14 protein-coding genes are annotated in these 13,442 nt (G+C 72.4%); 9 read left to right on the top strand and 5 right to left on the bottom strand.

Going from position 1 to position 13,442, the window contains the following annotated elements; genetic code table 11:
- The first annotated feature begins 60 nt into the window (after positions 1–60).
- From QQS16_RS31040 to QQS16_RS31025, 4 genes are read left to right on the top strand one after another with little or no spacing between them, the layout of a single operon-like run.
- A complete protein-coding gene (locus QQS16_RS31040; RefSeq protein WP_286065360.1) occupies positions 61–2,679 on the top strand; it encodes a sensor histidine kinase in 2,619 nt (872 codons plus the stop codon).
- An 11-nt stretch (positions 2,680–2,690) separates the two neighbouring features.
- The gene (locus tag QQS16_RS31035) at positions 2,691–3,125 is read left to right on the top strand and encodes a roadblock/LC7 domain-containing protein (protein ID WP_286065359.1); all 435 of its coding nucleotides are present in this window, start codon (positions 2,691–2,693) and stop codon (positions 3,123–3,125) included.
- A 1-nt stretch (position 3,126) separates the two neighbouring features.
- The gene (locus QQS16_RS31030) at positions 3,127–3,486 is read left to right on the top strand and encodes a DUF742 domain-containing protein (RefSeq protein ID WP_286065358.1); all 360 of its coding nucleotides are present in this window, start codon (positions 3,127–3,129) and stop codon (positions 3,484–3,486) included.
- The gene (locus QQS16_RS31025; protein ID WP_286065357.1) at positions 3,473–4,084 is read left to right on the top strand and encodes a GTP-binding protein; all 612 of its coding nucleotides are present in this window, start codon (positions 3,473–3,475) and stop codon (positions 4,082–4,084) included. Before QQS16_RS31030 ends, QQS16_RS31025 begins: the two co-directional genes overlap by 14 nt.
- A gap of 320 nt (positions 4,085–4,404) precedes the next feature.
- On the opposite strand, the gene QQS16_RS31020 is transcribed toward QQS16_RS31025, so the two are convergent.
- Together QQS16_RS31020 and QQS16_RS31015 are read right to left on the bottom strand one after the other, a co-directional pair.
- The gene (locus tag QQS16_RS31020) at positions 4,405–4,641 is read right to left on the bottom strand and encodes a hypothetical protein (protein WP_286065356.1); all 237 of its coding nucleotides are present in this window, start codon (positions 4,639–4,641) and stop codon (positions 4,405–4,407) included.
- 24 nt (positions 4,642–4,665) lie between these two features.
- Entirely contained in the window at positions 4,666–5,622 is a 957-nt protein-coding gene (locus QQS16_RS31015; RefSeq protein WP_286065355.1) for an ABC transporter substrate-binding protein, read from the bottom strand.
- A gap of 379 nt (positions 5,623–6,001) precedes the next feature.
- Between QQS16_RS31015 and QQS16_RS31010 the strand changes: the two genes are divergently transcribed.
- Genes QQS16_RS31010 through QQS16_RS30995 form a run of 4 tightly spaced genes read left to right on the top strand, consistent with a single transcriptional unit; the run spans position 6,002 to position 10,403 of the window.
- Positions 6,002–8,821 (top strand): ATP-binding protein, encoded by a 2,820-nt coding sequence (locus tag QQS16_RS31010; RefSeq protein ID WP_286065354.1) that lies wholly within the window; start codon positions 6,002–6,004, stop codon positions 8,819–8,821.
- Positions 8,818–9,294, top strand: a complete 477-nt coding sequence (locus tag QQS16_RS31005; protein ID WP_286065353.1) for a roadblock/LC7 domain-containing protein — start codon at positions 8,818–8,820, stop codon at positions 9,292–9,294. Before QQS16_RS31010 ends, QQS16_RS31005 begins: the two co-directional genes overlap by 4 nt.
- Before the next feature lie 37 nt (positions 9,295–9,331).
- On the top strand, positions 9,332–9,778 hold the full coding sequence (locus tag QQS16_RS31000) for a DUF742 domain-containing protein (protein ID WP_286065352.1): 447 nt from the start codon (positions 9,332–9,334) through the stop codon (positions 9,776–9,778).
- On the top strand, positions 9,765–10,403 hold the full coding sequence (locus QQS16_RS30995; RefSeq protein WP_502963864.1) for a GTP-binding protein: 639 nt from the start codon (positions 9,765–9,767) through the stop codon (positions 10,401–10,403). The genes QQS16_RS31000 and QQS16_RS30995 overlap by 14 nt, the downstream gene beginning before the upstream one ends.
- A gap of 57 nt (positions 10,404–10,460) precedes the next feature.
- Here QQS16_RS30995 and QQS16_RS30990 read toward each other — a convergent pair whose 3' ends face one another.
- From QQS16_RS30990 to QQS16_RS30980, 3 genes are read right to left on the bottom strand one after another with little or no spacing between them, the layout of a single operon-like run.
- Positions 10,461–11,129 (bottom strand): ABC transporter permease, encoded by a 669-nt coding sequence (locus tag QQS16_RS30990; RefSeq protein ID WP_286065351.1) that lies wholly within the window; start codon positions 11,127–11,129, stop codon positions 10,461–10,463.
- Entirely contained in the window at positions 11,126–11,839 is a 714-nt protein-coding gene (locus tag QQS16_RS30985) for an ABC transporter permease (protein WP_286065350.1), read from the bottom strand. The genes QQS16_RS30990 and QQS16_RS30985 overlap by 4 nt, the downstream gene beginning before the upstream one ends.
- Positions 11,836–12,996 carry an ABC transporter ATP-binding protein gene (locus QQS16_RS30980; RefSeq protein WP_286065349.1) on the bottom strand — a complete coding sequence of 387 codons (1,161 nt, stop codon included), beginning with the start codon at positions 12,994–12,996 and terminating at the stop codon, positions 11,836–11,838. Before QQS16_RS30980 ends, QQS16_RS30985 begins: the two co-directional genes overlap by 4 nt.
- Positions 12,997–13,189: 193 nt before the next feature.
- On the opposite strand from QQS16_RS30980, the gene QQS16_RS30975 reads away from it, so the two are divergent.
- Positions 13,190–13,393 (top strand): hypothetical protein, encoded by a 204-nt coding sequence (locus tag QQS16_RS30975; protein WP_286065348.1) that lies wholly within the window; start codon positions 13,190–13,192, stop codon positions 13,391–13,393.
- Positions 13,394–13,442: the final 49 nt, after the last annotated feature.

The following is a 13,442-nucleotide window of genomic DNA, read 5'->3' as shown; positions in this document are numbered from 1 at the left end:
CGCCCCGCTCCTCACCCCGCTCCTCGCCCTCGCTTCCCCGCTGATCGCCCAAGGACGACCATGTCTCGACGGACAGGTGCCCGGCGCCGCCTCGGTTCCATACGTCTTTCCCTCATCCTTCTCGCGCTGGTCCCGAGCGTCACCCTCGCCGCCCTGTGGGGTGTCACGACCACGCAGATCTTCTCGGAGGGCCTGCGGCTGCGGTCGCAGACGGAGCTGAGCCGGTCCACCGGCGCGATGGGCACCGAGGCCACGCTCGCGCTACAGCGGGAACGCGGACTGTCGGCCGCCTGGCTGGCCGCGCACCCCGGCTCGCGGGCCGCCCTGGACCAGGCCCGGCGGGAGACGGACGCGGCGGTCGGGAAGCTCGTCGGCCGGTCCGACGCGATCCAGCGGGCCCCCGCCCGGATAGCGGAGCAGCTGTACTCGGTCGTCGGGTCGGTGGGCAGCCTGGAGTACTACCGCGGTCAGGTGGACGACCCCACCGACATCACCGCCGAGCAGGCGCTGGACCAGTACACCTCGATCATCGACGACCAGGTCCACGCCTTCCAGGAGCTCTCCCAGGTCGACGACGGCGACCTCACCTCGCAGGCAGGTCCGCTGGTGGCACTGGAGCACGCGGCCGAACTGGTCTCCCAGGAGGACGCGCGGCTCACGCTCGCCTGGCCGTCCGGGTACCTCGACGAGAAGGCCTGGGCCGAGTTCGGCCAACTGGTCAGCACGCGCCGCTGGATCGTCCAGGACCAGATCGTCCCCTCGCTGCGCGGCAGCGCGAAGACCCAGACCGAGCGCATCCTGAGCAGCGCCGAGTGGCAGACCCTGGAGGCCATCGAGGACCAGGTGCTCGCGACCCGGCCGTCCGACAACGCCCGCCGTGTCGCCCTGCCCGACCTGCGCACCCAGTGGACCGCCGCGCTGCGGAAGGTCTCCGACCAGTACGGCGACCTGATCCAGCGGCAGACGTCCGGGCTGCTCAGCCGGAGCGCCGAGAAGGCCGACGGGCTGCTGCTGACGGCCGCCTCGCTGAGCGCCGGCGGACTGGTCGCGCTGCTGCTGTGCGTGGGCATGTCCTGGCGGATCACCCGCTCCCTGTCCCGGCGGCTGCGCGGCCTGAAGGAGGCCACGCTCGGCCTGGCCGAGGAACGACTGCCCGACGTGGTACGCCGGTTGGAGCGGGGCGAGACCGTGGACGTGGACCTGGCGGCGCCCCCGCTGGACTACGGCTCGGACGAACTCGGCCAGGTGGCACAGGCGTTCAACACCGCACAGCGCACGGCGGTGGTGACCACCGTGGAACTCGCCGACACCCGGCGCGGCTTCCAGAAGGTGATCCTGGGGATCGCCCGGCAGAGCCAGAACCTGGTCAACCTCCAGCTGAGCCAGCTCGACGCGCTGGAGCGCGAGCACCAGGACCCGGACGTCCTCAAGGGCCTGTACGAACTGGACTCCACAGCGAGCCAGTTGCGCCGGTACGAGGAGAACCTCGTGATCATCAGCGGCGAGCAGCCGCGGCGCAGCTGGACCGAACCGGTCGCCCTGGCCGACATCCTGCGCAGCGCGATCGGCGAGGTCGCCGAGTACCGGCGGGTGGAGGTGCACACCGACGAGGAGGTCTGCCTGGCCCCGCCCGCGGTGGCCGACGTGATCCATCTGCTGGCCGAACTCATCGACAACGCCACCGCGTACTCCCCCGCGCCCAGCCCCGTCGGAGTGCGGGCCGCGATGGTGGCGAAGGGGCTGGCCGTGGAGATCGAGGACCGGGGTCTCGGCATGTCCGAGGAGGACTACGCCTCGCTCAACGCCCAGCTGGCCGAGCCGCCGCAGTTCGACGTGGTGGCACTCGCCGACGACCTGCGCCTCGGGATGTTCGTGATCTCCCGGCTCGCCAAACGGCACGGCATCGTCGTCACCCTGCGCCCCTCGCCGTACGGCGGCACCACCGCGATCGTGCTGCTCCCGCACGACATCGTGGTGCCGGCGGCTTCCGACGCGGACGCGGCCGCGGAGCGGGCGACGGCACCGGAGCCGCCGCCCGGGAAGGCCCAGGGATCCCTGCCGGAACCGGCCGCCGTCACCGCCGCGGACCCGGACAGCACGAACGCCCCGGCCGCCGTCACCCTCACGGCCCCGGACAGCACGAATGCCCCGGCCGCCGTCGCGGACCCGGACGCCAGGCAGGACTCGGCGCTCTCACGCGCCGTCCGCGCCCTCGCCGCCCCCCGCCCCACCGCCGCCTCCGTGCCCACTCCCACTCCCACTCCCACTCCCACTCCGACAGTCCTCTACGACGGGCTCACGGCGCTGCCCCGCCGGGTTCCGCAGACCAGCCTGGTCGCCGAACTCCGTGAGGAGGCCACGCCGGCCGAGGAGGCCGACGCCGAGGACTTCACCGCGGAGCACGCCGCCTCCTCGCTCGCCTGCTTCCAGGCCGGAACGCGCAGAGCCCGGGACGAGGACGAGTCGCCCCCGGAGAAGGAGGAGCCCCCCTCCGAGAGTGAGGAGCAGGCACCGGAGAAAGAGGAACCGGCACCGGACAACGACACGTCGGCACCGGACAAGGACGCGCCGGACCGCGACCCGGACCGGCCCGCGCCCCACGACGGGAAGGACCCGGCCCCGCCGGTCCCCCGCGCCGCCCCCGCCGTCATCCCGACCGCCCACACCGACCGCTCATGAAGGACACCGCCATGACACGCCCCACCCCCGCCACGGACACCCAGCTGGACCAGTTGCTCACCGGTCTCGTGGACCGGGTCGCCGACGTGAACCACGCCGTGGTGCTCTCCGAGGACGGGCTGGTCGTCAGCCGGTCCGTCGGGTTCGTGCGCGACGACGCGGAGCGGCTGGCCGCGACCGCCTCCGGGCTGATGAGCCTCAGCAAGGGCGTCAGCATGGACTTCCGCGGCGGCCCGGTGCGGCAGGCGCTGATCGAGATGGCCAACAGCTTCCTGATCCTGACCTCCGCCGGACCCGGCGCCCACCTGGTCGTCCTGACGGGGCCGGGTGCGGACGTCGGCGTGGTGGCGTACCAGATGAACATGCTGGTGAAGAAGATCGGCGAGCACCTCAGCGCGGCGCCGCGGGCGCACGTGGGCCCCACCCCGGCCGCCCCAGGCGAGTGAGGTGAGCGGAAGCGACGCGGCGGGGCGGCTGGTGCGGCCCTTCGCGCTGACCGGCGGACGGACCCGGCCCAGCCGCGCCGACTTCACCCTCATCACGACGGTGACCACGGTGGATCCGCCCCCGGAACGGGCTCCACGGCCACAGCCCGAACAGACCCGGATCCTGCGCCGGTGTGCGCGGCCGGTGGCCGTGGCGGAGCTCGCGGCGCTGCTGGACCTGCCGGTGAGCGTCATCGTCATCATGCTCTGCGATCTGCTGGAGGCCGGTCTGATCACCGCCCGCCCGCCGCATCCCGTCTCGCTCCGCACCCCGGACATGGACCTGCTGCAGAAAGTGAGGGACGGTCTTGGCCGGCTCTGACACCGCCGCCCCGGTGGCACCCGACACCGTCAAGATCCTGATCGCCGGGGGCTTCGGCGTCGGGAAGACCACCATGGTCGGGTCGGTCAGTGAGATCGCCCCACTGCGCACCGAGGAGTCGCTGACCGCCGCGGGCCTGGGCATCGACGATCTCGACGGCATCGAGCAGAAACGTGCCACCACCGTGGCCCTGGACTTCGGCCGGATCACGATCAGCGACGAACTGGTGCTCTATCTCTTCGGCACGCCCGGGCAGCAGCGGTTCTGGTTCATGTGGAACGACCTGGCCGTCGGCGCGCTGGGCGCGGTGGTGCTGATCGACGTCCGCAGGCCCGAGTCGAGTTTCGCCGCCGTCGACTTCTTCGAGCGGCGGGGCATCCCGTTCGTCGTCGGCGTGAACGGCTTCCACGGACGGCACCCGTACGCGCCGGACGACATCCGGGACGCGCTGGCGCTCCCGGAGCACGTGCCCGTGCTGCTGTGCGACGCGCGGGAACGGGCCTCCAGCCGGGACGTGCTGGTCGCCCTCCTGGACCGGGTGATCGCCGAGGTCGACCGGCGGGACGGCTCCCAGGGTCCTCCTCGCCCGGTCCGCTGACCGGCGCGACGACGGTGGGACCGGATCGGACAGGTGTGCGCCCGGACGGGTGCGGGCCCGGACCGCCGAAGCGGGATACGGGATACGGGTAGCCGGGCGCCGAGCGCCGGACACGGGAAGCCGGAAGCCAGGGGCCACCGACGGATACGACCGGACGTCAGGACGACCGGTCGTACCCCACCGGACGTCAGCACGACCGGTCTCGGACGTCACGGCCTCCGGACGTCAGCACGACCGGTCGTATCCCACCGGACATCAGCACGACCGGTCTCGGACGTCACGGCCTCCGGACGTCACGGCCTCCACGAGCGGCGGGTGCGTCAGCCGGTCCTGGGCACACGCCGAACCCTCGCCGACGCCGGCGCGGCGGAACGCGGGGCGGTACGCCGGGACCGTACCGCCCGTTCCCGGGCCTCGGGCGGTACGACGGGTACGGCGCGGCCGTCCGCGAGCCGTACCGGCGTGCCGACGTCGAGGGTGGTTCCGTCGCGGACGGCGCGGGCGCCCTGCGTCCGAGGGGGCACCCGCGCCGCTCCGTCCGCGGTGGTGGTGGCCACGGCGTGTGACGGAGGTGCCGGCGGTCAGCTCAGGCCGACCGACTTCAGCCAGGCCCTGGCGACGTCGAGCGGGTCCTCGTTCTCCAGCTGCACCTGGGAGTCCATCTCCAGCAGCGATTTCGTGTCGAGCTTGGCCGAGACCTCGTTGAGGGCGGCCACGCCCTCCTGGGAGAGTCCGGACTTGTACACCAGCGGGGTCACGTTCGCGAAGCCGAAGAGGTTCTTCGGGTCCTGGAGGACGACGAACTTCTCCTTGGTGATGGTCGGGTCGGTGGTGAAGATGTCCGCCGCCTGCACGGTGTTCTTCGTCAGCGCCGCCTGGGTCAGCGGGCCGCCCGCGTCCAGGGCCTTGAAGGACTTGAACTTCAGGCCGTACTCGGCCTCCAGGCCCACCAGGCCCTGCTGCCGGGTCTGGAACTCCGGCGAACCGCCGATGACCAGCTCCGGGGCGATGTCCTTGAGGTCCGCGAGCGTGGACGAGGCGGTCAGGCTGTACTTCTTCGCGGTCTCCGCGTTGATGCTGACGGAGTCCTTGTCCTCGGCGGGCGCCGACTCCAGCAGCGTGAGCTTCGGGTCGAGCTTGGTCTTCGCCGCCGCGTTCACCGCCTCGGCCGTCTTCTGCTCCGCCTTGGGGTCGAGGTAGGCGAGCAGCGAGCCGTTGTACTCCGGCAGGACCGTGATGGAGCCGTTCTTCAGCAGGCCGTAGGTGGTCTCGCGGCTGCCGATGTTGGGCTTGTACTCGACCTTGATGCCCTTGGCCTTGAGGGCCTCGCCGTAGATGTCGGCGAGGAGGATGCTCTCGGCGAAGTTGTTGGAGCCGACCACGACCGTGCCGCCCTCGGCGGTCTTCTCGGCCAGCGGGTCGGACGTGTCGTCGGAGGAGGAACATCCCGCCAGCAGGGCGGTGGCGGCGGCGAGCGCGAGGGCGGCCACGCCGGGACGTCTCCCGAAGGACCTGCTGTGTGCGGCGGTAGAAGTCACGATTTCCGTTCCGGACTCTGAGGGATGCTCGGAAGCTCTTGCGCTGATCCAATCCAGCCTGTTCTTGATCAGTCAAGAGCAGGCCGGTCACCAAATGGCTTCGGCGAGTGGTCGATTGCGAGTCGGTTGTGTGTCAAAGGTGAAGGAGTGACGTACGGGCCGCCACCGAACCCGCCGATTCAGGGGTGTGTCGTAACGGATTCTTGACGCGGGGTGGCACGGTCAGCCGCCCGAAGAGGCTGTAGTCTCCCGGAAGTTGGCGCCGGTCACAGTGGCGTGCGGGGGCCGCGTCGGTGTTGTCCTGTCACACCGCCCCGTTCGATCAGAAACGGTCACGTGCGGTTCTCGCGCGCCGTAAGACACCCACGAAGGAGGCCTGGTGTCCACGAGCGAAGTGGGCGCGTCCGCCCAGCCGACACCGCCACCGGCCCGGGGTGACTCCCCCGGTGCACGGGGTGTCCGGCGGCTACGGGGTTTCGCCGACCGCTGGCCCTTCCGGCGCAAGCTCAACGTCCTGGTCGGTGTGCCGCTGGCCGTGGTCGCCGTGCTGCTCACCTACCTCATCGCCCAGCAGGTGGACCAGGCCCGGGACGCCGACTCCGCCGCACGCCTGGTCCGGGACAGCGCGCAGGTCGCCGAGCTGGTGGACCGGGTGGAGACCGAGCACCAGCAGGCCATCCTGCTGTCCGTGCGCTTCGAGGCCGCGGGCCCGGGCACCCGGCCCTCCGCCGCCGAGTACCGCAAGGCGCAGGCCGGGGTGGACGCCCAGGTCAGGAAGGTCCGGGACACCTTCGGCGACCGGCTGCCGGACACCGAGGCCCAAGCCCTGCGCGAGATCAACGGCCTCACCAGCCTGCGCGACACCATCGAGCAGTCCTATCTGCCCGCCGACAACATCGACCCGGCCTACACCAACGCCTCCAAGGGCCTGATCGACGGCCTCGGCCTGGACCACGACGAGGACCTCGCCGGCACCTTCACCGGCAATCAGCTGGACTCGCTGCTGCGGGCCGACGCCGCCCACAGCGCCTTCGAGACGGCCGTCTTCTCCGCCCGCACCGGTGACACCAACGCCCTGATCGAGTTCATCGGCGCGGTCGGCTCCGCCAACGAGTACACCCACCAGGCCGACCGCTTCGCCCGGTTCGCGACCGAGGCCCAGGCCAACGAGCTCGGCGGGATCGAGCACAACTCCGCCCAGGCGACCATCGGCCGGCACTACGCCGAGCTGCAGATCGACCCCAGCAACCTCCAGGCCGGCACCCCCGACCGGATCCGCGAGGCGTTCAACGAGGCCCTCGCCTCCTACCCCGCCTACCGCGAACAGTCGCAGATCCGGCTGGAGATCACCCGGTCCCTCATCGGCCAGATCGCCGACCGGGCCGACGCCGCCTCCAGCGAGGCCGCCTGGCGCGCGGGCGTGCTGCTGGGCATCGCGCTGTTCGGCTTCGCCGGCTGGATCGCCTTCGCGGTCCTCGTACGGCGGTCCGTGGTACGTCCGGTGCAGGCGCTGACCGGTGCCGCCCGGCAGGTCGCCGACGTCGCCGGGCGGGAGCTCGCGCGGGTGGCCGACGACGACGCCGAGGACGCCGCGCCGCCGCGGCTGCGCAAAGTGCCGGTCACCGCGAAGGACGAGATCGGGGATCTCGCCGAGGCCTTCAACCATGTACAGACGACCGCCTCCGCGCTGCTGGAGCGCCAGGTGCTCAGCCGGCGCAACGTCGCCGAGATGTTCGGCAACGTCGGGCGCCGGGTCAGCAACCTGACCACCCGGCAGCTGGCGCTGATCGACGCGGTGGAGCGGGGCGAGACGGATCCCGCGCTGCTGGAGCGGCTGTACAGCATCGACCACATCGCGGTCCGGCTGCGCCGCAACGCGGACAGCCTGATGCTGCTGGCCGGCATCCGCGAGACGGTCCTCGACTCCGGTCCCCTCGCGCTCACCAACGTGGTACGGGCCGCGCTCGGCCAGATCGAGGGCTTCCAGCGGGTCCGTCTGCGCGCCGCGACCGAGGTCATGGTGGAGCCCGACATCATCGGCGACCTCACCCTGATGGTGGCCGAACTCGTCGAGAACGCCGTGTCCTTCTCCCCGGCGGGCAGCCCCGTCGAGGTGACGGCCCTCGACAGCGCCGAGGGCGCGCTGGTCGTGGTCACCGACCACGGGCTGGGCATGAGCGAGGAGCGGCTCGCGGAGGAGAACGCCCGGCTGATCCGCCGCGAACGCCTCGACGTGGTCCCCACCAAGGTGCTCGGCCTGTTCGTGGTGGGCACCCTGGCCCGCCGCTGGGAGGTGGGCGTGACCCTGTCCCGCACCCCGGGAGGCGGTGTCACGGCCGAGGTGACCATCCCGTCGTCCCTGCTGCTGACGATGAGCCCGGTGACGGCCGCCGGTGCGCCGCAGCACACGCCGGCACGGACGCGTCCCGCGCCGGCCGCGACCCCGCGTGCGCACCCGACGGCTGCCGGCCCGGCCGCGGGTTCCGTACCGGCCCCGGACTCCGTGCCGGCCGCGGACTCCGTGCCGTCCAGGGCCGGCCGCCCCGGGGTCACCGACGCGCAGACCTCCGGCGCGCGGTCCGCGGCCCCGGCGCGGACGGCGCCCGCCTCCCCCGGCACCGACGACGAGCCCGCGCCGCTCCCCCGCAGGGTGCCCCAGCGAGACACGGCGCCGACCGGCCCGAAGGCGGGCGGCCGCTCCTCCGGGACCGGCCCCGCGCCCGGCGCCGCACCCGCGTCCGGCACACCGGCCGGCCCGGACGGCAGCTCGGCCGGCCCGGACCCCCGTCCCGCCGACGCCGCCTTCATCCCCCGGGCCCGGGACGGCGAGACGACGCCGGCCACCCCCGGCGACGCCTCCCGGCCCCTGCGCCGACGGGTCCGCGGAGCCACGCTGCGGACGACCTTCGGTACCGACCCCGACCAGCAGACCGCCCGCCGGTCCGCCCCCCGGCCCGCCGACGCGGAGGCCGTCCGTGACGCGCTCGACGAGTTCGAGGCGGCCGTGCAGCGCGCCCACCGCGACAGCACCAGGGACGGCGACGGCGCCGACGGCCACGGCTCGGGCGACCGCGGCCCCGCCACCCCCCGCCGCGCCGATCCCGGCACCACCGCGATCACCCCGACCCCCGTGCCCCGCGCCAGCGGACCCGCACCCCACCCCCAGCACCATCACTCCCCGGAAGGAGCGGAGCAGTGAGCACGTCGACAGGTGGCACCCCGGCGGGAGGCACCACGCCGGCCGAACTCCAGGCCGCGGCAGCCGACTTCACCTGGCTGTTGAATCGTTTCGCCACCGAGACGGCGGGTGTCGTCGACGCCATCGCCGTATCCTCCGACGGCCTGCTCATCGCCGTGTCCGAGCTGCGTGAGCACGCCGACTCCGAGCGCCTCGCCGCGATCGTCTCCGGCATCACCAGCCTGGCCGCCGGGGCCTCCGGCAACTACGGTCTGGGCGGCCTCAACAAGGTCATCATCGACCTGGAGGGCGGCCACGTCCTGGTCTCCGCGATCGGCAGCGGAGCCGTTCTCGGCGTGGTCACCGACAAGGAGGCCAAGCTCGGCAACATCGCGTACGAGATGACGCTGTTCGCCAACCGTGCCGGTGCCGCGCTCAGCCCCCAGCTCGTGCTCGAACTGAAGAACAGCGTCGGCGCCGCGTCGAAGCGCTGACCGGGCGCCCGCCCGGCCGAGGAGGAAGACACAAGCCATGGCGGACGGCCGCACTCACGCAGGTGCCGGCGAGGACGGCACCGCGCCCCCGGACCCGGACCCGGCCGGCCCCGTCCCCGCCGTGCGGCCGTTCCTGGTCACCGCCGGCCGGGTGGCGCCCAGCGCGAACGGCCGGACCATGCCCGTCGAGACCCAGGTGGTGGCCACCGCCGAGGGGCTCGGCGTGCTCGACGAACTCTCCTTCGAACAGCACGACATCGTCGCCGCGTGCCGGCAGCCGCAGTCCATCGCGGAGATCGCGGCCCGGCTGCGGCTGCACCTGAACGTGGTCCGCGTCCTCGCCGAGGATCTGCGCGCGGCGGGGCAGTTGACGGTGCACGTGCCCGACTCCGGCGCCACGCACGACTCGTCCGTCCTGCGAAGGGTTATCGATGGCCTCAGGGCCATCCCCGACTCCCGAGGGGTACTCCGTGACACCGACTGAACCGGCCTCCCTCCCCCAGGGTCTCGGATCCGCTCGACCTGGGGGGACCCCCGGCGCGGCCGGGCAGGCCGCCGTGAAACCACCCCTGCCGGTCAAGATGGTGATCGCGGGCGGCTTCGGGGTGGGCAAGACCACCGCGGTCGGCTCGATCTCCGAGATCGAGCCGCTGACCACCGAGGCCGCGATCACCGAGGTCGCGGCGGGTGTGGACGACCTCAGCCACACCCCGCGCAAGACCACGACGACGGTCGCGATGGACTTCGGCTGCATCACCATCGACCCGACACTGAAGCTGTACCTGTTCGGCACGCCCGGCCAGGAGCGGTTCGGGTTCATGTGGGACGACCTCGTCGAGGGCGCGCTCGGCGGGCTCGTCATCGTGGACACGCGCCGCCTCGACGACTGCTACGCGGCCGTCGACTACTTCGAGCACAAGCAGATCCCGTTCGCGGTGGCCGTCAACGCCTTCGACGGGCACGTCGAGCACACCCTGGAGGAGGTCCGCTGGGCGCTCGACGTCAGCGACCACGTGCCGCTGGTGGTGTTCGACGCCCGGGAGCGCGGCTCGGTGCGCGACGCCCTGCTCGTCGTACTGGAACAGGCGCTGGCCCGCACCGAGGCCTGACGGAACGGGGCGGGCCCGGGGCGACGGAGAAGTCCGCCCCGGGCCCGCCCCGTTCCGTCAGCCGCCGCGGCGCACGCCGGGTGACACCGCGATCCGGTTCACCGCCCAGAAGATCCCGAGCGTCACCAGCGCCATCACCGCGGTCAGGGTGGCACCGCCCACGACCTTCTCGTAGTCGCGCTGGTAGAGACCGTCGACGATGTACCGGCCGAGGCCGCCGAAGGAGACGTACGCGGCGATGGTGGCCGTGGAGACGATCTGGATGGCCGCCGAGCGCAGGCCGCTGAGGATCAGCGGGAGGGCCACCGGCAGCTCCACCTGGAACAGGATCCGGGACTCGTGCATACCCATGCCGCGGGCCGCGTCCACCGGGGACGGGTCGACGGAGCGCATCGCCTCGTAGGTGGTGACCAGGATCGGCGGGACGGCGAGGACGACCAGCGGGATCATCACGGGCAGCAGGCCGAGCCCGAGGATGACGAACATCAGCACCAGCAGACCGAAGCTGGGCAGGGCGCGGGCGGCGGTGGCGATGAACGCGAGCGCGTTGCCGCCGCGGCCGGTGTGCCCGGTCAGCAGGCCGACGGGCAGGCCGATGGCGGCGGCGACGGCGAGTGCCAGCAGGGAGTACCCGACGTGCTCGGCCAGCCGGGTGGGGATGCCGTCGTAGCCCTTCCAGTGGGCGCTGTCGGTGAAGAACGCGTTCATGAAGTTCAGCAGGTTCACTTGACCGCGTCCTCCAGGACGAGCGTGGCCGGTTCGGGCCGGGCCGCCGACGTCCCCTTCTTCCCGCGGGCGCCGCTCGGCATCCAGGGCGTCAGCAGCTTCCGCAGGCCCACCAGCAGGGCGTCCAGCACGATCGCCAGGACGGCCGTGGTGACCACGGAGTTCACGGCCAGTTCGGGCCGGTGGTAGAACATCGCGTCGGCGAGCAGGTTGCCGAGCGCGCCCTGGTTGCCGATCAGGGTGCCGACGCTGACCAGGGAGACGCTCGACACGACCGCGATGCGCAGGCCCGCGATGATGGCGGGCACGGCGATCGGCAACTGCACCTGGACGTAGCGGCGTACGGGCCCGAAGCCCATGGCGGTCGCGGCGGCCAGCGTCTCCTGCGGCACCGAGCGCACACCGTCCACGATGGCCGGGACCAGCACCACCAGGCTGTAGACGGTGAGCGGGATCATCACGGTGAGCTCGGTCTGGCCGGTGTAGTCGATGAGGACGACGAAGAAGGCCAGCGAGGGGATGGCGTACAGCACGGTCGTCACCCACAGCACGGGCGGGTACAGCCAGCGGAAGCGCACACACAGCTGGGCGAGCGGCAACGCGAGGATCAGCCCGCCCAGGACCGGCAGCAGGGCCTCGCGCAGGTGCAGGCCGATGAGGCCGAGCCAGCTGTGCTGGAGGTCGCTCGGGATGTCGAAGAAGCCGTTCACCGGGCGGCCTTCGCGACCCTGGCGGCGGTACGGCCGGCGGCGTCGTCCGTGACGGCCTCCGCGTGGGCGCCGCGGATCGCCTCGCCGATGCTCTGCTGGGAGACCACCCCGGCCGCCCGGCCCTCGGCGTCCACGGCGACGGCCCAGCCGGTGGGCGAGAGCACCGCGCAGTCGAGCGCGGCCCGCAGCGAGTCGGTCCCGGCGACGAACGGCCGCCCGTAGGACAGCAGCCGCTCCGGCCGGATGCCGCCCGCGGTCAGGTCCCCGGGCGCGCTCCAGCCGAGCGACTTGCCGGCCAGGTCGGTGACGAGGAGGTAGGGGGCGCCGGCCGTGGCGCGGGCGGCGATCTGCTCGGCGGTGGAGTCGATCGCGACGATCGGCGCGGTCAGCAGTTCCAGGCCCGCGGAGGGGAAGAAGGACAGCCGCCGGATGCCGCGGTCCGCGCCGAGGAAGTCCTCCACGAAGGCGTCGGCCGGGCTGGACAACAGCTCGGCGGGCGGCGCGAACTGGGCGAGCTTGCCGCCGGTGCGCATCACGGCGACCATCGTGCCGATCTTGACGGCCTCGTCGATGTCATGGGTGACGAAGACGATCGTCTTGCCCAACTCATCCTGGATGCGCAGGAGTTCGTCCTGAAGCCCCTTGCGGACCACGGGGTCGACGGCGGAGAACGGCTCGTCCATCAGCAGCACCGGTGGATCGGCGGCCAGCGCCCGCGCGACCCCGACGCGCTGCTGCTGTCCGCCGGACAGCTGGTACGGGTACCGCTTGGCGAGCGCGGCGTCGAGGCCCACCCGCTCCATCAGTTCCCGGGCCCGCGCCCGCGCCTTCTCCTTGCCCCAGCCGAGCATGCGGGGCACGGTGGCGATGTTGTCGATGATCGTGCGGTGCTGGAAGAGACCGGCGTTCTGGATGACGTATCCCATGGACCGGCGCAGCGTGTTGACGGGCTGCTTCTGGACGTCCTTGCCGTCGAGGAGGATGGTGCCCTCGCTCGGCTCGACCATCCGGTTGATCATGCGCAGGGTCGTCGTCTTGCCGCAGCCCGACGGGCCGACCAGGACGGTGATCGAACGGTCGGGTATCTCCAACGAGAGCCGGTCGACCGCCACCGTGCCGTCCGGGTATCGCTTGGTGACTGAATCTATCCGTATCAAAACGCCGAATACCCTTCGGGTCTGGCAGAAATTGCCCACTTTCGGCCAGTGGTGCGGGCCGTTGGGGGGAGAGTCTAGACGGCTTGTGTTGCGGCGACTTGTCGGGTGAGGGCGCCGGAGCCGGCCCCGGCCCCGCTGTCCGCGCCGGCCGCCCCGGACGGCGGGCGCGGAGTCGGGCGAGCCCGTCATCTCCATGGGCGGGTGGTCCGGCACCGCTGACGCGACGACCCTGGCCAGGCTCAAGAGCGTGGTGCGGCCCGGCACGCCGCGCTGCCTCGTGATCAGCGGGCGGAGCAGCGGGAGCAGCGCCGGGATCGCCGGACGGGGCGAGCAGAACGGCACAGCCGTGACCGCGTACAGCGGCCTGTACCGCCTGGACATCTCCGACGCCGGCTGAGCCGGCCGGCCACGATGAGCAGGGCGGGCCGCCGGTCGCGGCCCGCCCT

Source organism: Streptomyces sp. ALI-76-A (assembly GCF_030287445.1).
In the GTDB taxonomy this organism is placed as follows: Bacteria; Actinomycetota; Actinomycetes; order Streptomycetales; family Streptomycetaceae; genus Streptomyces.
The sequence above is the reverse complement of the archived record's forward strand: the minus strand, read 5'-3'. Positions and strand labels throughout refer to the sequence as shown.